This is a genomic window from Roseibium sp. (genome assembly GCF_051016195.1).
In the GTDB taxonomy this organism is placed as follows: Bacteria; Pseudomonadota; Alphaproteobacteria; order Rhizobiales; family Stappiaceae; genus Roseibium.
In genome coordinates, this window is record NZ_CP134616.1 from 5,516,341 (window position 1) to 5,535,765 (window position 19,425).

Annotated in this window: 19 protein-coding genes; 17 read left to right on the forward strand and 2 right to left on the reverse strand. The window is 59.2% G+C overall.

Annotated features, from left to right (window positions below; all coding sequences use genetic code 11):
- Positions 1–181 precede the first annotated feature (181 nt).
- The 7 genes from RDA78_RS25115 (at position 182) to RDA78_RS25145 (ending at position 7,219) form a co-directional block, all read left to right on the forward strand.
- Positions 182–1,333: an ABC transporter substrate-binding protein gene (locus RDA78_RS25115; protein ID WP_434052489.1), complete on the forward strand. Its 1,152-nt coding sequence runs from the start codon at positions 182–184 to the stop codon at positions 1,331–1,333.
- 60 nt (positions 1,334–1,393) lie between these two features.
- Positions 1,394–2,467: a FecCD family ABC transporter permease gene (locus RDA78_RS25120; RefSeq protein WP_434052490.1), complete on the forward strand. Its 1,074-nt coding sequence runs from the start codon at positions 1,394–1,396 to the stop codon at positions 2,465–2,467.
- The gene (locus RDA78_RS25125; protein ID WP_434052491.1) at positions 2,464–3,237 is read left to right on the forward strand and encodes an ABC transporter ATP-binding protein; all 774 of its coding nucleotides are present in this window, start codon (positions 2,464–2,466) and stop codon (positions 3,235–3,237) included. The genes RDA78_RS25120 and RDA78_RS25125 overlap by 4 nt, the downstream gene beginning before the upstream one ends.
- Entirely contained in the window at positions 3,221–3,700 is a 480-nt protein-coding gene (locus RDA78_RS25130) for a pseudoazurin (protein WP_434052492.1), read from the forward strand. Before RDA78_RS25125 ends, RDA78_RS25130 begins: the two co-directional genes overlap by 17 nt.
- Positions 3,701–3,708: 8 nt before the next feature.
- A complete protein-coding gene (locus RDA78_RS25135) occupies positions 3,709–4,389 on the forward strand; it encodes a class I SAM-dependent methyltransferase (RefSeq protein ID WP_434052493.1) in 681 nt (226 codons plus the stop codon).
- Positions 4,390–4,584: 195 nt separating this feature from the next.
- Positions 4,585–6,432 (forward strand): SLC13 family permease, encoded by a 1,848-nt coding sequence (locus RDA78_RS25140; RefSeq protein ID WP_434052494.1) that lies wholly within the window; start codon positions 4,585–4,587, stop codon positions 6,430–6,432.
- A 19-nt stretch (positions 6,433–6,451) separates the two neighbouring features.
- A complete protein-coding gene (locus RDA78_RS25145) occupies positions 6,452–7,219 on the forward strand; it encodes an arginyltransferase (RefSeq protein ID WP_434052495.1) in 768 nt (255 codons plus the stop codon).
- 64 nt (positions 7,220–7,283) lie between these two features.
- Here the strand turns inward: RDA78_RS25145 and RDA78_RS25150 are convergent, their stop codons facing one another.
- Entirely contained in the window at positions 7,284–7,949 is a 666-nt protein-coding gene (locus tag RDA78_RS25150; protein ID WP_434052496.1) for a uracil-DNA glycosylase, read from the reverse strand.
- A 9-nt stretch (positions 7,950–7,958) separates the two neighbouring features.
- Complete coding sequence (locus tag RDA78_RS25155; RefSeq protein WP_434052497.1) at positions 7,959–8,555, reverse strand: NYN domain-containing protein; 597 nt, start codon at positions 8,553–8,555, stop codon at positions 7,959–7,961.
- Between the two features lie 379 nt (positions 8,556–8,934).
- Here RDA78_RS25155 and rpoZ point away from each other — a divergent pair, with 379 nt between their 5' ends.
- From rpoZ to parC, 10 genes are all read left to right on the forward strand, one after another.
- On the forward strand, positions 8,935–9,336 hold the full coding sequence (gene rpoZ / locus RDA78_RS25160; RefSeq protein WP_306145198.1) for a DNA-directed RNA polymerase subunit omega: 402 nt from the start codon (positions 8,935–8,937) through the stop codon (positions 9,334–9,336).
- Positions 9,337–9,444: 108 nt separating this feature from the next.
- Positions 9,445–11,691, forward strand: a complete 2,247-nt coding sequence (locus RDA78_RS25165; RefSeq protein ID WP_434052498.1) for a RelA/SpoT family protein — start codon at positions 9,445–9,447, stop codon at positions 11,689–11,691.
- Positions 11,692–11,715: 24 nt separating this feature from the next.
- Positions 11,716–12,297: an orotate phosphoribosyltransferase gene (gene pyrE, locus RDA78_RS25170; protein WP_434052499.1), complete on the forward strand. Its 582-nt coding sequence runs from the start codon at positions 11,716–11,718 to the stop codon at positions 12,295–12,297.
- Between the two features lie 37 nt (positions 12,298–12,334).
- Positions 12,335–12,937, forward strand: a complete 603-nt coding sequence (locus RDA78_RS25175; protein ID WP_434052500.1) for a DUF2062 domain-containing protein — start codon at positions 12,335–12,337, stop codon at positions 12,935–12,937.
- 62 nt (positions 12,938–12,999) lie between these two features.
- Positions 13,000–13,431: a holo-ACP synthase gene (acpS, locus tag RDA78_RS25180; protein ID WP_434052501.1), complete on the forward strand. Its 432-nt coding sequence runs from the start codon at positions 13,000–13,002 to the stop codon at positions 13,429–13,431.
- A gap of 277 nt (positions 13,432–13,708) precedes the next feature.
- Entirely contained in the window at positions 13,709–14,461 is a 753-nt protein-coding gene (gene lepB / locus RDA78_RS25185) for a signal peptidase I (RefSeq protein ID WP_434052502.1), read from the forward strand.
- A 29-nt stretch (positions 14,462–14,490) separates the two neighbouring features.
- Positions 14,491–15,198 (forward strand): ribonuclease III, encoded by a 708-nt coding sequence (gene rnc, locus RDA78_RS25190; RefSeq protein ID WP_434052503.1) that lies wholly within the window; start codon positions 14,491–14,493, stop codon positions 15,196–15,198.
- Positions 15,199–15,297: 99 nt separating this feature from the next.
- The gene (gene era, locus RDA78_RS25195; protein WP_434056208.1) at positions 15,298–16,197 is read left to right on the forward strand and encodes a GTPase Era; all 900 of its coding nucleotides are present in this window, start codon (positions 15,298–15,300) and stop codon (positions 16,195–16,197) included.
- A 57-nt stretch (positions 16,198–16,254) separates the two neighbouring features.
- Positions 16,255–17,010, forward strand: coding sequence for a DNA repair protein RecO (gene recO / locus RDA78_RS25200; RefSeq protein WP_434052504.1), 756 nt, complete (start codon positions 16,255–16,257; stop codon positions 17,008–17,010).
- A gap of 161 nt (positions 17,011–17,171) precedes the next feature.
- Positions 17,172–19,424, forward strand: coding sequence for a DNA topoisomerase IV subunit A (gene parC / locus RDA78_RS25205; RefSeq protein WP_434052505.1), 2,253 nt, complete (start codon positions 17,172–17,174; stop codon positions 19,422–19,424).
- Position 19,425 lies beyond the last annotated feature (1 nt).

Sequence of the window (19,425 nt, forward strand, 5' to 3'; positions counted from 1 at the left end):
TCACGCATTCGAACCCAACCGAACAGGCGTCGAGGGGCCTCCGCCCGAGCCGGAGTTTCGCTGCGTTTCCCGCGCACTACCGAAGCGCGAACCCCGAAAAAGAAAAAACCTGAATATTTGAGTCGACTTTAAAATCCAAATTTGGTATTGCTGCGCTGCAATCTAACTAACGGAAAACGCTATGACTTTCTTCAAACGCGTAGGCGCACTGACGTGCGCGTTCGTGGCCGGCTCCCTGTTGGCCACGCCCTCCTCAAGCGCTCTGGCCGAGGCGCTGACCTTCACCGATGTTGCAGGCCGCGAAGTCACCTTGCCGGAAATGCCGGACAAGATCATTCTGGGCGAAGGCCGGATGATGTACGGCATTGCCCCGCTCATAGACGGCAACCCGTTTGAAAAGATCGTCGGCTGGAAAAGCGACCTGGTTCAATACGATCCGGACGCATTCCGCAAATATGAAGGCGCATTTCCGGAAGACACGGCCCGGATGATCGATTTCGGCAATCCTTACGCCGGTGACTTTTCCATCGAAGCCGTCCTGGAAGCAGAAACCGACCTTGTACTGCTTGACGTCGGCAACCTGTTCAAGGCGGAAGAGACCGGTCTGATCGAAAAGCTCGGCGCTGCTGGCGTTCAGGTTGCTTTCATCGACTTTCGCCGCAATGCGACCGAAAACGCCGTCCCCTCCATGCTCATTCTCGGCCGCATCTTCGGTGAGGAAAAGCGCGCTGCCGAATTCATCGATTTCTACATTGCCCAGATGCGCAAGGTGACGAACGTCGTCGACACGATTCCGGCCGAAGACCGTCCGCTGGTGGTGGTTGAGAATGCTGCCGGATGGCAGACCGATTTCTGCTGCTGGTCCTTCGGGCCCTACAACTACGGCCGTTTCGTCGAGCTCGCCGGCGGCAAGAACCACGGGTCAACGCTCGCCAACGCCTACAGGGTGGATCTCAGTCTCGAAGGCATTATCGAGGCCGATCCGGATGTTGTGTTCGGTACCGGTGCAAACTGGAAGGAAGCCCGCCCGGAAGTGACATCGACGCTTCTCGGCTATGATGGCGATCCGGAAGTCAATGGCGAACGCCTTGCCGCCCTTGCCGCACGTCCCGGGTTTGCCGATCTCCGCGCCGTCAAGGAGGGCCGGTTCCACTCGATCTATCACCAGTTCTACAATTCTCCCTACCATTTCGTTGCGGTCCAGGTGCTTGCGAAATGGCTGCACCCTGCGGATTTCGAAGATCTCGACCCGGCGGCGACATTCCAGGAACTGCATGACCGGTTCCTGCCTTACGAGCCATCCGGCCAGTTCTGGATCACCCTGAAAAACTAGTCTTCTTTCTCGTGCGTCTCCACTCCGCCGTGTGTTGGGGACGCACGCATGGGATCTATCATGTCTGACAGCACACTTGTAACAGGCGAAGCCCTGGCGCTGGTGCGCGCCTATAAACTCCGTCACCTGCGACGCATTCTGCTCGTCTGTTCCGCCGTTCTTCTGCTCGCTGGCCTCGTCGTTGTCGACATCACGACGGGGCCCGCGGATCTCTCCATCTGGCGCACGATCGAAGTCATTCTGGATCGCTCAATGGCCACGCCCAAGGAAGACGTCATCATCTGGCAGTTGCGCCTGCCCGTTGCCCTCATGGCAATTGCGGTCGGTGCGATGCTGGGGGTCGCAGGCGCCGAAATGCAGACTATCCTCAATAATCCGCTCGCTGATCCGTTTACGCTTGGCCTCAGTTCTGCAGCCGGCTTCGGTGCCGCCCTTGCCATCGTGCTCGGCTGGTCCGTGATCCCCGGCGTCGGCGGTCTGTTCGTGTCTGTAAACGCCTTCGTCTTCGCAATGCTGACCTCCTGCGCGCTGTTCCTCTTCACCCGGCTGCGAGGGGTCACGCCGGAAGCCATGATCCTGGTCGGGATCGCCATGTTGTTCACGTTCAATGCGCTCCTGGCGTTTCTCCAATACGGCGCTTCTGAAATCCAGCTGGCGCAACTGATATTCTGGCAACTCGGTTCGCTGGCGCGCGCGACCTGGGGCAAGGTCGGCATCTGCTTTGCCATCCTCCTCTTGATGATGCCCTGGTTCATGAGCCGCTCCTGGGCGCTAACGGCCCTGCGCATGGGGGAAGACAAGGCCGCCGCACTGGGCGTCAATGTCGGGCTCTTGCGGATCACTGTGCTTGCAGGTGTTTCGCTGCTTGCGGCCGTCGCGGTCTCTTTCGTTGGTGCAATCGCGTTTGTCGGCCTTGTCGGTCCGCACATCGCGCGCATGATCGTCGGCGAGGACCAGCGCGGGTTCCTCCCCCTTTCGGCGCTTTGCGGAGCACTCATTCTTTCCGGAACTTCGATCGCCTCCAAGGCGATCACGCCGGGCATTGTCTATCCGATCGGAATGATCACCTCCCTGATCGGTATCCCGTTCTTCATTCTTCTCATCCTTGGACAGCGCAAGAGGCATTGGCAATGAACGCGCTGACGGCAGAAAACCTGACATTTTCATATGGCTCTCGGCAGATTTTCGACCGCGCCGGATTTGAACCGATCGCGCCTGGTCAGCTGACGGCGCTTATCGGACCGAACGCCGCAGGCAAATCCACGCTGTTCCGCCTGATCGCCGGCCTCCTGAAACCTGAAACCGGCAAGGTCCATCTCGGTGGCACCGATCTCGACACGCTGCCGACACGCACGCGGCTGAAACGTGTTTGCTTCATGCCCCAGTTCTTCACGGCGAATGCCGCGCTCACCGTCTTTGATGTGGTCATGATGGCCCACAAGCAGCTCAAGGGATGGCGGGTGAATGAGGCCGACATGGTCGCAGTCGGCACCGCCCTGCAGCAAGCCGGCATCGGGCACCTGTCGGAAGCCTATGTAAGTGAACTCTCAGGCGGTCAGTCGCAAATGGTTTCGGTCACACAGGCCTTGATCAGAAAATCGGATGTCTATCTGTTCGACGAACCGACATCCGCACTCGACCTGCGCCACCAACTGGATGTGCTCGGGCAGATCAAGACCGCCGTCGCGGACCGCGGCGCCATCGGTGTCGTTGCCCTGCACGACCTCAACCTTGCAGCGCGTTTTGCCGACCATCTGATCCTGCTTTGCGAAGGCCGGATCCTTGCTCAGGGGTCGCCTGCGGCGGTTTTGCGCGCCGGAGCCATATCGAACACCTACGGGGTGGCGATCGAAACCTCGAAGGGGCCAAGGGAGGAACTCATCGTTCATGCTTACGCGTCGTGAATTCATCATCTCCACGGCGGCGCTGGCGGGCACCGGATCGGCAATCGCCTGCCCTGCCCCTGCCTTCACGGGAAAAGAACACGGCGTGCTGATGCTGAATGCGGCTTGCGCCGATCCTGACGCGCCGAATGTCTTCGAACCGGCTATCCTTCGGATCAACTCCGGTGACAGGGTCACATTCGTGCCGACGGATGCCGGTCATAACTCGGCCTCCAAGCGCGGCATGATCCCGGAAGGTGCAGAGCCCTGGAATGGCGCGATTGACGCAAACATGACCGTCGATTTCACCGTCCCCGGGATCTACGGGCACATCTGCGTGCCCCACTACGAGTGGGGAATGGTCGGCTTGATTGTCGTTGGAAACGACATGTCCAACCTGAAATCGGTCAAGAAAATCAGGCATCCCGGCAACGCACGCAAAGTGTTCCGCGCGCTCCTGAAGGAACTGGAAGCAAAGGCATAGGTACTGTCGTGAAAACGAACCTGATTGAAACATGGTCCAGTCTTTCGACTGAAGAAGATACGATGACGGCCGATCACACCTGGATCTGGTGCGAAATGATCGATGCAATCAACGAGACCAATCTGTCCGACGTGGACGTCCTTGATTTCGGCTGCAATCAGGGCGGATTTCTGCGGCTGCTCCACGACCTGCGCCCGTTCAGGTCTGGCGTCGGTGTCGATATTGCGCGCCGTCCCGTGGCAATCGCCGAGACACTGAAGGGAAACCGTCCGATCTCCTACCGGGCGACCACCGACCTGTCCAATCTGGGAACGACGTTCGATCTCGCATTCTCTCATGAGGTCATCTATCTGATTGAGGACCTTTACGCTCACGCACGGCAAATGGCCGCTGTGCTGAAACCGGGAGGCAGTTACTATGCTGTCACCTGCTGCCACCGCGACAGTCCCTTGTGGGCAATGTGGCGGGCCAGGATCGAGGAGTTCTCAAACGTGCCCGTTCCCAATCACTGCATTGCCGACATTGCCGGAGCCTTCCGAAAGGCGGGTTTCGTTGTCTCCGCCCGCCGCTTTGTGGCCAACGCTTTCGTGCCACTCGGCGAGCCGAGCGACTACTTTCCGACCGACGCGGACCGCCTGGAAACATACAGCCGATGGAAGCTGATGTTCCGCTTCGAGGCGACGGGATGAGTTCATTTCACTGCTCGATGCCGGAGAGTTGCGTTTCCGGTGTGTAAGAAACGTTTTTCTCTGCAACGCGCTATGCAGAGGATGATCCACTACGTATCAACGGGCACTTGAGTTTAAGGCTCTTTCAATGAGCGGACCGCCTGTTCTAGACTGTGCGTTCGTCAAGTGTGGCCATGCAAGGCTTTGGGCAGGTGAATGCATTCTGTTGATATCGCGATGGCGCTGACCTTTGTGGTCATCGCGTCAACCGTCATCCTGTATGCCGTCGAGCGCTACCCGATCGAGACGGTCGCGCTTGGATCCGTGACTGCTTTCATCGTCATCTTTTCTGTTCTGCCGGTGGAAACGCCGGACGGCCACGCCGTAACAACCGCCGATTTTCTGATGGGATTTGCCAATCCGGCGCTGGTGACGGTGATCTGCCTGCTCATCATCGGCCAGGGCCTGTTCCAGACGGACGCTCTGGAAGCTCCGGCGAAGACAATCGTGAGGATGACGCGCGGCCGGTCCGCCTTCGCGACCGTACCGATCCTGCTGGTTGTCGCCGTTCTCAGCGCCTTTTTGAACAATACGCCCGTTGTCGTCATGTTTCTGCCGATCCTGACCGCGGTTGCAGCGACGGTCGGGCAGTCCTCCTCCCGCGTTCTCATGCCGCTGTCCTTCATCGCGATCCTGGGTGGCATGACAACGCTGATCGGATCTTCAACCAACCTGCTGGTTGCCAATTATGCCGCGCAGTCGTCCGACCTCCAGCTGAGTTTTTTCAGCTTCACGCCGATCGGCCTGATCGTTGCGGGCGTCGGCTCCCTCTATGTTTTCTTCGTCATGCCGCACCTGATGACGGCCCGCAAGACAATGGCGGAAGAGTTTCAGTCAACGTCGGGCAAGCAGTTCATCGCGCAGATCGAAATCACCTATGGTCATCCGCTTGTCGGCGTCGAGGCAGTTTCCGGCATGTTTCCAAAGCTCAAGGACATGACGGTTCGCCTCGTGCAGCGCGGCCAGGAACCGTTGCTGCCGCCATTCGAGAATGTCGTGTTGTCCCCTGGTGACACGGTGATTGTCGCCGCAACACGAAACGCGCTTGCCAACGCGCTCGCGCGCCGGCAGCCGCTGATGGAGGCGGAGACGGAACAGGCCAGTCCCGGGCGGGACCAGCAGGCGGTTCAACCAGGGTCGATCAGCCTGGCTGAAGTGGTCGTTGCCCCGGCGTCACGGCTGATGGGCAGGACCTTGCCGCAATCCGGCTTTTACGCAGATACGGGCTGCCTTGTCATGGGCATTCAGAGACGCAGCCGAATGCCGCGCATGGCGATGAACGATATCCGGCTCGAAGCGGGAGACGTGCTGCTGGTTGCCGGCAGCGAAGAGGACATTGCGCGCCTGCGCGGCAATCGGGACGTCCTTCTGCTCGACTGGTCGACGGCCGAAGTTCCAAGACGGCGCTACGCGCCGAGGGCGCTCGCTATCTTTGCCTGCGTCGTCGCACTGGCGGCGTCCGGGCTGGTCCCGATCGTCTCGGCGGCAATCGCGGGAACCTTTGCGATGATCGCCTCAGGCTGCCTCAATATCCGCCAGGCCATGCGTGCGATCGACAGCAGGATTTTCATGCTGGTCGGCGCATCGCTGGCAGCCGCGGTCGCGCTCGAAGCGACGGGCGGTGCCACGGCAATTGCTTCCGCGCTCGTTTATGCGCTGCACGGGGCATCCGCGCCCGTCATTCTCTCCGCCCTGTTTTTTCTCGTCATGGTACTGACGAATTTTCTCTCCAATAACGCGGCAGCGGTTCTGTTCACGCCGATCGCGATCAACCTGGCCAACCAGATCGGGCAACCTCCGGAGGCTTTCGTCGTCTGCCTGATCATCGCTGCAAACACATCCTTTGCGACACCGATCGGTTACCAGACAAACCTGATCGTGATGGGCCCGGGCCATTACCGGTTCATCGACTTCGTCCGCGCAGGTGTTCCGCTGGCGCTCATTTTATGGTTGACGTTCTCGTTGGTCGCGCCATGGTACTATGGAATGTTAGCAACGCATTGAGGTATCGCGGGACAACAAGGTGACAAGACACCCGACCGACCATCCGCAGTTCTATCTGACGGCGCCAGCCCCCTGCCCCTATCTGGAGGGGAAGCACGAGCGAAAGGTGTTCACCCATCTGGTAGGCCACGGCGCGCCCGCACTCAATGAGGTGCTGACGCAAGGCGGTTTTCGCCGCAGCCAGAACATCGCCTATCGCCCGGCGTGCGAACAATGCCAGTCCTGTATTTCCGTGCGCGTCCGCGTGAACGATTTCAAGTGGAGCAAGTCGCTTCGGCGGGTCTGGAAATCGGGTGCTAACCTCATCGGCGCGCGCCTGCCGGCCAGCCCGTCTGCGGAACAATACGATCTTTTCCGGGACTACCTCCAGGAGCGCCACGAAGATGGCGGCATGACGGAGATGAGCGTGCTCGACTATGCAATGATGGTCGAGGACACGCATGTCGAGACACTGGTGCTCGAATACCGGCAACGCGGACCGGACAGCTTCGTGACCGGCGCCGGGGAAGGCCCGCTGCTTGGTGTCGCCTTGAGCGACCAGCTCTCAGACGGGCTGTCGATGGTGTATTCGTTCTACGACCCCAGCTACACGGAAACAGCACTCGGCACCTACATGATCCTCGATCACATAGAGCGCGCCAGAAAGATGCGGCTCCCTTACGTCTATCTTGGATACTGGGTCGAAGGATCGGCAAAGATGGCCTACAAGGGCCGGTTCAAACCGCAGGAACACCTTGGGCCCAATGGCTGGACGGTGGTCGAGACGGACGCGGCAGAAAGCGGCTAAGCCATTTCCACGACACGCCTGGAGAAGAAATATCCAGCGGCGGGACCTGCCGGACCGGTGCAGGTTACTCCGGCGATATGTGGTCTCTGATTTTCTCGAACACCGCACGGAACATGTCTTCGGTCAGACGGCCGGTGTTCGTGTTGTAGCGCGAGCAGTGGTAGCTATCGAACAATGACATGTCATGGCCAGGGAGCCGGTGCTCCGCGCAATGCGCAAATGGATACGCCGCACGCCGCAGGTCCAGTGCCGTCAGAAAGGTCTCGTGTGCGATCCTTCCGAGTGCCAGAACAGCCTGGATGGACGGATTGGCCGAAAGGGTCGCGAGCAAATAGGGGCGGCACGCCTTGATTTCCGGGCCGGTCGGCTTGTTCTGCGGGGGCAGGCAGCGCACGGCATTGGTGATCATGGCGTCTTTCAGCACCAGACCGTCATCCGGGCGTGCCTGGTAAGTCCCCTCGGCGAATCCGAATTCGAGCATTGTCTTGTAGAGAAGGTCGCCGGCGAAATCGCCGGTGAATGGCCTCCCGGTGCAATTGGCACCCTTCATTCCGGGCGCAAGCCCGATGACGAGCAACCGCGGATTTTCAGCTGAAAACGACGGAACCGGCGCGTTATGCCAGTCCGGATGCGCCGCTTTCAGCTCTTCGCGCAAGGCCACCAGCCTTGGACAGACCGGGCAGTTAAGCGGCGGATCGGTAGGAATGTTTTTATCTATTTCAGCCGGCATGACGGCTTCTTAGTAGTCCTCGTCCTCGTCATCGTCATCATCGACATGCGACGACATTTGCGGGCGCACGGGGCGCTCGGACGGATCCCGGCCAATCTTGTTGGCAAGGCTCGCCAGATCGATGAAGTGATCCGCCTGGCGGCGAAGATCGTCGGCGATCATCGGCGGCTGGGTCTTGAGCGTCGAAACGACACTCACCTTCCTGCCCTTGCGCTGAAGCGCTTCGACGAGCGAACGGAAATCGCCATCGCCCGAGAACAGAACGATATGATCTACGGACTTAACGAGTTCCATGGCATCAACCGCAAGCTCGATATCCATGTTGCCCTTGACCTTGCGGCGTCCGGCACTGTCAACGAATTCTTTCACCGGCTTGGTGATGACCTTGTAGCCGTTATAATCCAGCCAATCGATAAGCGGCCGGATCGACGAGTACTCCTGATCCTCGATAAGCGCGGTGTAGTAATATGCGCGCAGCAGATATGCCTGTCCCTGGAACTCCTTCAACAGCCGTTTGTAATCGATATCAAATCCGATCGCCTTGGCCGTCGAGTACAAGTTGGCTCCATCAATGAACAAAGCAACCTTTTCTCTAGCGTCAAACATATTAAGTGAAACCTTTCCGAGTTAAATGCGCTTTTGAAGGTAAAACAATGCAAGATCGGGCTCCCGCAGCCAGACCCATTGTGCCTTTCACCCGGCAAACGCATTTTTGCTGAGAATACATTTAACGCCCATCGCCGTTTTTGCTCAGCTTATTGTTATCTTTTTCCCACCGACCCTATTGATTCTTATAGGTCCCCAGTAGTGCCCTACACCAAAAGATTGGACCGCTGCAATGCAAAAGAGATTGCAGCCAAAAAAAATCGATAAAAAACCTGCAAAAAGCGGCTATCTCCTCTGAAATCCCTCAAGGGGTTGCATTTTGGAATTGTGGTCACTATACGCTCTTTTTTCAAGTTCCTTTAGCCTATGGAGACGTCGAATGGCGCGCGTGACCGTCGAGGACTGCATCGACAAGGTCGAAAACCGGTTTGAGCTGGTGCTGCTTGCTGCGCATCGTGCCCGCATGATCTCGAGCGGATCTCCGCTTACGATCGACCGCGACAACGACAAGAACCCCGTCGTCGCGCTGCGCGAGATTGCCGAGCAGACCGTCAGCCCGGAAGACATGAAAGAAGACCTTATCCACTCGCTGCAGAAGTTTGTGGAAGTGGATGAGCCGGAAACCGAAGCTGTGCCCGTGGTGCCTTCCGCGAACCAGCACCAGGTCACGCAGGTCAACACTGTCGACGACAGTGCCGTTGAATTCGATCGCATGTCGGAAGAAGATCTTCTGCGCGGTCTGGAAGGTCTGGTGCCACCGGAGCGCACCGACGACGTCTGATTTTTCGTCAAGTTCCCGCCTGAAACGCAACCGCAAGGTACTCGCGTTCCAGGCGGATTTTGTTATTCCTGCTGATGTCTCAGCCGGTTGTTTGGGTCGGTTGCGGCCATGATGCGTCAATACGAACTCGTTGAACGGGTTACACGCTATAACCCGGAAGCAGACGAAGCCTTGCTCAACAAGGCGTATGTCTATGCCATGCAGAAGCACGGCCCGCAGACTCGCGCATCCGGTGACCCCTATTTCTCACACCCGCTTGAAGTTGCCGCGATCCTCACGGATCTGCGCCTCGATGACGCGACCATCGCCGTCGCGCTCCTGCACGATACGATCGAGGACACCGATGCGACGCGCGCCGAGATAGACGCTCTGTTCGGTGAAGAAATCGGCAAGCTGGTCGAGGGACTGACCAAAATCAAGCGGCTCGACCTGGTTTCGCAAAAAGCCAAGCAGGCGGAAAACTTCCGCAAGCTCCTGCTTGCCATTGCCGATGATGTGCGTGTCCTGCTTGTAAAGCTCGCCGACCGGCTGCACAACATGCGCACACTGCAGCACATGCCGGCCCACAAGCGTGGCCGCATTGCCGAGGAAACCATGGAAATCTATGCGCCGCTCGCCGGGCGCATGGGTATGCACGACATGCGTGAGGAACTGGAGGATATTTCCTTTCACACGCTCAATCCGGAGGCCTATGAGACCATCACCGACCGCCTGGTGGATCTTCGCGAGAAAAACCGCGACCTCATTGCCGACATTGAAACGACACTGACGGAGCGGCTCAGCGAGCGCGGGATGGCCGCTGAAGTGAGGGGACGGGAGAAACGCCCCTATTCGATCTTCCGCAAGATGCAGCGCAAGGCGATCGGGTTCGAACAGCTTTCGGACATTTACGGCTTCCGTGTCACCGTCGGGACCGTCGAAGCATGTTACCGCGTGCTCGGTGTCATCCACACCACGTGGCCGACCGTCCCGGGGCGCTTCAAGGACTATATCTCCACGCCGAAGCAGAACGACTACAAGTCGATCCACACGACAATCGTCGGGCCCTCACGCCAGCGGGTAGAGCTGCAGATCAGGACGATCTCCATGGACCGTGTCGCCGAATACGGCATTGCGGCCCATGCGCTTTACAAGGATGGCGAGTTTGGCGGCCGGAACATTGCGCGCCATACCGAAGACTGCCGCGCCTTCGAATGGCTGCGGCGCACGACCGAGCTGCTTGCACAGGGCGATACGCCGGAAGAATTCCTGGAAAACACGAAACTGGAACTCTTTCACGACCAGGTATTCTGTTTCACGCCGAAGGGCCGTCTTATCGCGCTTCCGCGCGGCGCCACACCGATCGACTTTGCCTATGCGGTGCATACCGGTATCGGCAACACCTGCGTCGGCTGCAAGATAAACGGCAAGATCATGCCGCTGGTAACGGAGCTCCACAACGGCGACGAGGTCGAGATCATCCGCTCCGCCGCTCAGACACCGCCGCCGGCCTGGGAAGCAATCGCCGTTACCGGCAAGGCACGCGCCGCTATCCGCCGGGCGACCCGTGAATCGGTGCGCAAGCAATATGGCGCACTCGGTGAGCATATCCTGAAGCGGGCTTTTGCCCGTGCAGACAAGGTCTTTTCGGAGGATCTGCTCGAGGCCGTCCTGAGCGAGCACCACCAGTCGAGCGTTGCCGACCTTCTGGCAGCGGTCGGCCGCGGGGACCTCAGTGCGCAACTGGTGCTGAAGTCGGCGCATCCCGATTATCAGGACGAGCGGGTCGCGATCGCCGGGACGCCAATGGAAGAAGGCTGGTTCGGGCTCAAACAGGGTCATGGACTGAAGTTCCGTATTCCGCCCGGAGAGCTTGAAAACGGCAAACTGAAATCCGACGAGAACGAACCGGCGAGTGAAGGCCCCGCCCTGCCGATCCGCGGCCTTTCCGGCGACATACCGGTCAGCTTCGCGCCCGATGGCGGAGCTGTTCCGGGCGATAGGATCGTCGGTATCTTGACCCCGTCAGAGGGACTGACCATCTATCCCATACAATCGCCGTCGCTCAAGGAATTCGACGACCAGACCGAGCGTTGGGTGGATGTCCGTTGGGATATCGACGTCAACAATCCGGAGCGCTTTCCGGCGCGGCTGGATATCTCGGCTGCCAACGAACCGGGATCACTTGCGGCGATTGCACAGGTTATCGGCGAGAACAGCGGAAATATCGACAATGTGAAAATGGTTCAACGTGCCCCGGACTTTCACCAGATGGTGATCGATCTTGAGGTCTGGGACCTGAAACACCTGAACCGGATCATCAATCAGTTGCGCTCAAAACCTAATGTATCAAGCGTCAACCGGGTTAATGGATAGCCGCAACATGACAGGGAGATTTTGATGAACCGCGACGAAGTGTTGGCCTTGTTCCGTGAAGCCGGTGCGATCCTTGAGGGTCATTTCATTCTGACGTCAGGCCTGCGCAGTCCGGTCTTTCTCCAGAAAGCCAGGGTATTCATGTATCCCGACAAGACGGAAAAACTCTGCAAGGCCCTTGCCGAGAAGATCGCTGCCAGCGGTCTCGGAAAGATAGACTATATCGTCTCGCCGGCGCTCGGCGGGCTGATACCGGGATACGAAACCGCGCGGCATCTGGCGGTTCCGGCCATGTGGGTGGAACGTGAAGACGGCGAATTCAGGCTGCGCCGTTTCGATATGCCCAAGGGTGCCAGGGTCATCGTTGTTGAGGATATAGTTACCACAGGTCTATCGAGCCGCGAGACGGTAACTTCGTTGAAAGCTCTTGGTGCTGAAGTCCTGGCCGTGGCCTGCCTGATCGACCGGTCTGGAGGCGAAGCCGATGCCTCTGTTCCCATCGTGGCGCTGGCCGAATACAAGGTACCTGCTTACGAGCCGGACAATCTTCCACCGGAACTGGCTGCCCTTCCCGCAGTCAAACCGGGAAGCCGGGGCTTGAGCTGAATGACAACGCGCTGCTGACAGGACACGACACGAATTCATGCTGTTCCAACGCCGAAATAGACCCTCGCGCATCGAGCGCTTTCGCGTTGCGGTCTGGCCGCGGAACAGCTGGGCACGCTCGACCAGATATTTCGGCAAACGGGTCCTTCGCCTGACGGCAACGCCGCATGCCATCGCAATCGGGTTCGCGGCCGGAGCGTTTGCATCTTGCACTCCCCTGGTGGGTTTCCACTTCCTCACGGCGTTTGTCTTCGCCTATATCGTCCGCGGCAACATGATCGCGGCGGCGCTCGGCACCTCCATCGGCAATCCGCTGACCTTCCCCTTCATCTGGGCATCGACCTTCAAGATCGGTCAGTGGATCCTTCACGGAAGGGCCCCGAAAGCGGATCCGCACCAGGTTCATCAACGTTTCCAGGAAGGACTGTTCGAAAAGTCCCTGGACTCGCTTTGGCCGATGCTGAAGCCGATGTTAATCGGTGGTGTCCCGCTCGGACTGGTGGTCGGTACGATTTCCTACATCATCGTCTACAAAAGCGTCGAAGTGTATCAGCGCAAAAGGCGTCAAACGCTCGCCGATCGGGGAAAAGCGCCCTACTCGAGCGGAGCCTCGACTGTCGAGGATGAAGGAAGCGGTTGAGTTTTGCGGGAACGACCCCAATTAAGTGCCCAGAACTTCTCAGGAAACGGGCCCGCAACAGAATGATCTTAGGGATAGGCAGCGATCTGATCGACATCAGGCGGATCGAAAAGACACTCGACCGCTTCGGCGACCGGTTCACCAACCGGGTCTTCACGGAAATCGAACGGGCGAAATCGGACCGGCGCGCACAACGTGCGGCCTCCTATGCGAAGCGCTTCGCCGCCAAGGAAGCCTGTTCCAAGGCACTGGGAAGCGGCATCCGGATGGGAGTCGCATGGCGGGAAATGGGGGTCGTCAATCTGCCGAGCGGGAAGCCGACGATCTCGCTGCGGGGCGGCGCAGCCGAGAGACTGGCCGCCATGACGCCAACCGGTTTCAAGACGACCATAGACCTGACCATCACCGATGATTTCCCCCTCGCCCAGGCGTTTGTCGTGATCTCTGCATGGCCATCAGATTGGCCCTTGCCGCCATTAACAGATTCCCGGTAACCCAGGACACGGACTCAGAAAAGAAGCTGATTTGGCGGCAGAAAGGGCAGAATCTCGGGAGGAAGCGTGTGCGAAGCGGGCTTGTTGCCCGGTCACGCGCGGTGACGCTGCGAGGTACAGGCATTTTGCTTGCCATTTCAGTCTCATTTATGGGTCCATCACCTGGTGTTTCGTGACGGTGAACAGCGCATTGCGTCAACCGCCGTGAACCGTTAAGAGTCGCGCTCGGGTGTCGCCCGGAAAACCCGATCCACCGTAAATTGCTTTAAGGGATAAAATGAGCGTGTCTGAAAACAAGAAAGACAAGGACGGCGGTCTGTACGAGACCGTGAAGGTTGTCGTGCAGGCACTTTTGCTTGCCCTGATCGTTCGCACCTTTCTGTTCCAGCCGTTCAACATTCCTTCCGGGTCCATGAAAGACACGCTGCTGATCGGCGACTATCTCTTCGTTTCCAAATACAGCTACGGGTATTCCAGATATTCGTTTCCCTTCGGGATCGTCCCCTTTTCCGGCCGGGTCTGGTCTGCAGAACCCAAGCGCGGAGATGTCGCCGTCTTCAAGCTGCCGACTGACACGTCCATCGACTACATCAAGCGCGTGATCGGTCTCCCCGGCGATACGATCCAGGTGCAGGACGGCGTGGTCTTCATCAATGGCGACCCGGTCAAGCGCGAGCAGATCGACGACTACATCGAGACCTCTGCATCTGGCGCTGTGCGCCGGGTTCCGCGCTTCCGCGAAACGCTGCCCAACGGCGTCTCCTATGACACGCTGGACCTGACCACGCGCGGACAAATGGACAACACCCGCGAATATACCGTTCCCGAGGGACATTACTTCATGATGGGCGACAACCGTGACAACTCCGTCGACAGCCGCGTTCTGTCCAAGGTTGGATACGTGCCGCTCGAAAACTTCATGGGACGCGCGGAAATCCTGTTCTTCTCGATTGGCGACGGAACACCGGCCTACCACATCTGGACATGGCCCTGGACGGTGCGTTGGGACCGGATCGGCAAGACCCTTTAGACAAGCCGCAGCGGGCCGGAGCAGGCCGTATGACACAGAACCAGAAGAAAAACGCGGTGTCGGCCCTCAAGGCGGCACTGCACTATGAATTCAGCGACCTGGAACTGCTCCGGGTCGCGCTGACCCATGCGAGCGCCCTCGCCCCTTCGGAAACGGTGTCGGGCAGCTACCAGAGGCTGGAGTTCCTTGGCGACCGCGTTCTGGGACTGGTCGTCGCCTCCATGCTGCATGAACATTTTCCAAAAGCAGACGAAGGCGAACTCGCACGGCGTTTCAATCACATGGTCAAACGCGAGACCTGCGCCGAGATCGCACAGGAACTGGGCGTCGGCGATGCCATGCGGATCGGCCTCGCCGAGGCGCAGACCGGAGGCAGAAAAAAGACGGCGCTGCTTGCCGATATCTGCGAAGCCGTGATCGCCGCAATCTATCTCGACGGCGGATTTGCAGCGGCCGAAGAATTTGTCAGGCGTCTTTGGGAACCTCGCATGTTATCGTGGACGGGGCCGTTGCGGGACGCCAAGACGACGCTGCAGGAATGGGCGCAATCGAAGAGCCTGCCGACGCCGCGCTATGAAGTCACCGACCGCGACGGACCTGACCACGCGCCCAACTTCACGGTTGCGGTCATCGTGCAAGGGCTGGCTCCGGGCGAAGGCAAGGGCGGGTCGAAGCGGATCGCCGAACAAAACGCGGCCGAGAGCGTCTTGCGCCGGGAAGGTGTCTGGAAGGAATGACATCCATTGAATGACGAAGACAAAACCGTCGACGAGGGCACCGAATTCGTTCCGGAAAAGGGCCGGTTCGATATTCCCCTGCCCGCCCCCCTCGGCGAAATGCCAAAGGATACGAAAGCCGGTTTCATCGCGCTGATCGGCGCGCCGAACGCGGGCAAGTCGACCCTGATCAACCAGCTTGTCGGCACCAAGGTGTCGATCGTGACGCACAAGGTTCAGACCACGCGCTCCATCATTCGCGGCGTTGCCATGCATGGCACTGCCCAGCTGGTGTTTATCGATACGCCTGGCATCTTCAAGCCCAAGCGCCGCCTTGACCGGGCGATGGTCGACACCGCCTGGGGCGGTGCGCGCGACGCCGATCTGATTGCGCTGCTGATCGATGCGCGCAAGGGCATAGACGAGGAAGTGGAGAACATCCTCAAGCGCCTCAAGAACCAGTCCGCACCCAAGGTCCTGATCCTCAACAAGACGGATGTGGCAAAGCGCGAAAAGCTGCTTCAGATCGCTCAGCAGGCAAATGAATTTCTCGATTTCGAGGAAACCTTCATGGTGTCCGCCCTGACCGGCGACGGCACGCAGACGATACTGGATCATTTCGCGTCAAAACTGCCCGACGGACCGTGGCTCTATCCGGACGACCAGCCATCGGACCTGCCCTTGCGCATTCTGGCGGCAGAGATCACACGCGAAAAACTGTTTGAACGCCTGCACCAGGAACTGCCGTATATCTCGACGGTCGAAACCGAACAGTGGCAAAGCCGCAAGGACGGGTCGGCGCGCATAGAACAGACGATCTATGTCGAGCGCGACAGCCAGAAAAGCATCGTGCTGGGCAAGCGCGGACAGACAATCAAGGCAATTTCAAAAGCCGCGCGGGAAGAGCTGTCCGATATCATCGAAGCCCCCGTGCACCTGTTCCTTTTCGTGAAAGTGCGCGAGAACTGGGCGGATGACCCGGAACGCTACCGGGAAATGGGTCTCGAATTTCCCAAGTAAGCGGGTGTTGAGCCGGGCACGATCGGGACAGCCCGGCGGCAGAACAAGGTGTTTCCCTTGGAGTGGACCAGCCGCGGCGTGGTGCTGACCACGCGCAAACACGGCGAAAACGATGTCATCCTGGAAGCCCTGACGCTTGACCACGGACGGCATCTCGGACTGGTGCGCGGCGGGCGCTCACAGCGCCACCGGCCTGTGCTCCAGCCCGGAAACGAACTTGACCTGACGTGGAAAGCCCGCCTGTCAGACCATCTCGGCATCTTCGCCCTCGAACCGCAAACCCTGCGTGCAGGCCAGTTGATGACAAGCGCGATCGGACTTGCCGGACTGCAGCATCTTGCCTTTCTGCTGAAACTCCTGCCAGAACGTCATCCCTATCCGCACCTTTACGACGCTCTCAACGTGGTTCTGGAACATCTCGACGCGCCTGATGCGGCGGCGGCCCTGCTTATCCGCTTCGAACTGGAACTGTTACGCGACCTGGGCATGGGGCTTGATCTGACGTCCTGTGCGGCGACGGGGCAAAGCGAAGATCTGGCCTATGTCTCACCGAAATCAGGGCGCGCAGTCAGCCGCGACGCAGGTAAACCCTATCATGACCGGATGCTGCCCTTGCCCGCCTTCCTTCTCAAAGGCCAACGTCAGGCCGGAAGTGAACTGACCTGGACCGATGTTACAGAGGGTTTCACCCTGACGTCCTATTTCGTTTCCAGCCATTTACAGGAACGCGGCAACCCGGACCCCGGGACGCGCCAGCACCTGATCGGCGCTCTGGAGCGGGGCTACCGCAAGGACTTTCCCTGGAATTTCTGACAGACCGGATTGACAGATACTTTTTCCGGCAAGACCACTGAGCCTCATACAGGGTGCGTTGCCCGATCACCAATGCGAAATCCGTTGAAAATCCGCCATTTCGTGTCCCGATTGCCCGGTCTCGAATTGCGGAGCGGATGTGAAACGGTTAGCAAACAGATATGGGAAAAGAGACGACACCACCACCGAGCGGCATTGAGGGGATCAGCCTCAAGGATGCGCTTGAAGAACGCTATCTGGCCTATGCGCTTTCCACGATCATGCACCGGGCGCTGCCCGATGTGCGCGACGGGTTGAAACCGGTTCACAGGCGGCTGCTTTACGCAATGCGCCTGTTGAAACTGGACCCGGGCGCAGGCTTCAAGAAATGCGCACGCGTCGTGGGCGACGTCATCGGTAAATACCACCCCCACGGCGACCAAGCCGTCTACGATGCACTTGTGCGCCTCGCCCAGGACTTCGCGCAGCGCTACCCGCTGATCGACGGACAGGGCAATTTCGGCAATGTCGACGGCGACAATGCCGCGGCCATGCGGTACACCGAAGCGCGCATGACCGACACGGCCAAGCGTCTGCTGGACGGTCTTGATGAAAATGCCGTCGATTTCCGCGAGACCTATGACGGTGAGGACAAGGAGCCCATCGTCCTGCCGGGCGGATTTCCGAACCTGCTCGGCAACGGTTCCTCAGGCATTGCCGTCGGCATGGCGACCTCGATTCCGCCGCATAATGCGTTTGAGCTCTGCCAGGCGTGTCTCCATCTGATCAAGCATCCGAAGGCCGAGATCGACGAATTGCTTGAATACATCAAGGGCCCGGATTTTCCGACCGGCGGGCTGCTTGTCTCCGACCAGGGGTCGATCCGCGAGGCCTATGCGACCGGCCGCGGCAGTTTCCGTATCCGCGCTCGCTGGGAGGTCGAGGACCTTGGCCGCGGCCAGTGGGCGATCGTCGTCACAGAGATCCCCTACCAGGTGCAGAAGTCACGGCTGATCGAGAAAATCGCCGAACTGCTGACCGCACGCAAATTGCCGCTGCTTGATGATGTTCGCGATGAATCGGCTGAAGACATTCGCATCGTGCTTGTGCCCCGGTCTCGCAATGTCGACGCTAGCCTGCTCATGGAATCGCTGTTCAAGCTCACCGATCTGGAAAACCGGTTCTCCTTGAACATGAACGTTCTTTCCATGGGCAAAGTGCCCATGGTGATGGGCCTGAAGCAGGTTCTGCGGGAATGGCTGGATCATCGAAAGGTCGTTCTGATCCGCCGGTCTGAACACAGGCTCGGGCAGATCAACCACCGGCTGGAGGTTCTGGCCGGCTATCTGATCGCTTACCTGAACCTGGACGAGGTGATCCGCATCATCCGAGAAGAGGATGATGCCAAGGCTGAACTCATCCGAACCTTCGAACTGACGGACGTTCAGGCGGAAGCCGTTCTCAACATGCGCCTGAGATCCCTGCGTAAACTCGAAGAGCTGGAGATCCGCAAGGAACACGAGAAGCTTACCGATGAGAAAGACGAACTGACGACGCTGCTCGGGTCGGACGCGCGCCAGTGGACACGCATTTCCAAGGAGATCGCCGAGATATCCAAGGTCTACGGTCCTGAAACCGAGATCGGCAAACGACGCACGGACAAGTCCGAAGCGCCGGAAGCGGACCTGGTCGACATCCAGCAGGCCATGATCGAAAAGGAACCGATCACCGTCATCATTTCCGAAAAAGGCTGGATCCGTGCGCTCAAGGGGCATCAGAGCGACCTTTCCACGCTCTCCTTCAAGCAGGGCGACAAGCTGAAACTGTCCTTCCATGCCGAAACGACCGACAAGATCCTTGTGTTCTCGACTGGCGGCAAGTTCTTCACGCTAGGCGCGGACCGACTACCCGGCGGGCGCGGGCACGGCGAGCCGATCCGGCTCATGGTGGAAATGGACGAAGCGGCGGATGTTGTGAATGCATTCGTTCACAAGCCGGGGCGCAACCTCCTCGTTTGCAACAACGAGGCACGCGGGTTCGTCGTTTGCGAGGATGACGTGATTGCCAACACGCGCAAAGGCAAGCAGGTTCTCAACTTGACCGCGCCGACGGAGGCGACGCTCTGTGTGGACGCGACTGGAGACCAGGTGGCGATCATCGGCGAGAACAGGAAGCTGCTGGTCTTCCCAATCGCGCAGGTGGCGCAGATGAGCCGCGGCCGGGGCGTGCGGCTGCAGCGCTACCGGGACGGAATGGTCGCCGACATCCGGGTCTTCAAGGCGGAAGACGGCCTGACCTGGACCGACAGTTCGGGGCGCAGTTTCACCCGGACAATGGAAGAGCTGGCCGACTGGCGCGGAGATCGCGGCAATGCCGGGCGCTTGCCCCCGACCGGTTTCCCGCGGTCCAACAAGTTCGGTCCCGGATCACTCTAGG

What these genes read in the sequence shown, in the direction of transcription:
- RDA78_RS25150 (WP_434052496.1), bottom strand. Translation starts at nt 7,949, where the DNA reads ATGCCGGCTGAAATAGATAAAAACATTCCTACCGATCCGCCGCTTAAC.
- parC (WP_434052505.1), top strand. Translation starts at nt 17,172, where the DNA reads ATGGGAAAAGAGACGACACCACCACCGAGCGGCATTGAGGGGATCAGC.
- acpS (WP_434052501.1), top strand. Translation starts at nt 13,000, where the DNA reads ATGATCTTAGGGATAGGCAGCGATCTGATCGACATCAGGCGGATCGAA.
- RDA78_RS25140 (WP_434052494.1), top strand. Translation starts at nt 4,585, where the DNA reads ATGCATTCTGTTGATATCGCGATGGCGCTGACCTTTGTGGTCATCGCG.
- era (WP_434056208.1), top strand. Translation starts at nt 15,298, where the DNA reads ATGCCAAAGGATACGAAAGCCGGTTTCATCGCGCTGATCGGCGCGCCG.
- lepB (WP_434052502.1), top strand. Translation starts at nt 13,709, where the DNA reads ATGAGCGTGTCTGAAAACAAGAAAGACAAGGACGGCGGTCTGTACGAG.
- RDA78_RS25175 (WP_434052500.1), top strand. Translation starts at nt 12,335, where the DNA reads ATGCTGTTCCAACGCCGAAATAGACCCTCGCGCATCGAGCGCTTTCGC.
- RDA78_RS25125 (WP_434052491.1), top strand. Translation starts at nt 2,464, where the DNA reads ATGAACGCGCTGACGGCAGAAAACCTGACATTTTCATATGGCTCTCGG.
- RDA78_RS25120 (WP_434052490.1), top strand. Translation starts at nt 1,394, where the DNA reads ATGTCTGACAGCACACTTGTAACAGGCGAAGCCCTGGCGCTGGTGCGC.
- RDA78_RS25130 (WP_434052492.1), top strand. Translation starts at nt 3,221, where the DNA reads ATGCTTACGCGTCGTGAATTCATCATCTCCACGGCGGCGCTGGCGGGC.
- RDA78_RS25155 (WP_434052497.1), bottom strand. Translation starts at nt 8,555, where the DNA reads ATGTTTGACGCTAGAGAAAAGGTTGCTTTGTTCATTGATGGAGCCAAC.
- rnc (WP_434052503.1), top strand. Translation starts at nt 14,491, where the DNA reads ATGACACAGAACCAGAAGAAAAACGCGGTGTCGGCCCTCAAGGCGGCA.
- rpoZ (WP_306145198.1), top strand. Translation starts at nt 8,935, where the DNA reads ATGGCGCGCGTGACCGTCGAGGACTGCATCGACAAGGTCGAAAACCGG.
- RDA78_RS25115 (WP_434052489.1), top strand. Translation starts at nt 182, where the DNA reads ATGACTTTCTTCAAACGCGTAGGCGCACTGACGTGCGCGTTCGTGGCC.
- RDA78_RS25165 (WP_434052498.1), top strand. Translation starts at nt 9,445, where the DNA reads ATGATGCGTCAATACGAACTCGTTGAACGGGTTACACGCTATAACCCG.
- pyrE (WP_434052499.1), top strand. Translation starts at nt 11,716, where the DNA reads ATGAACCGCGACGAAGTGTTGGCCTTGTTCCGTGAAGCCGGTGCGATC.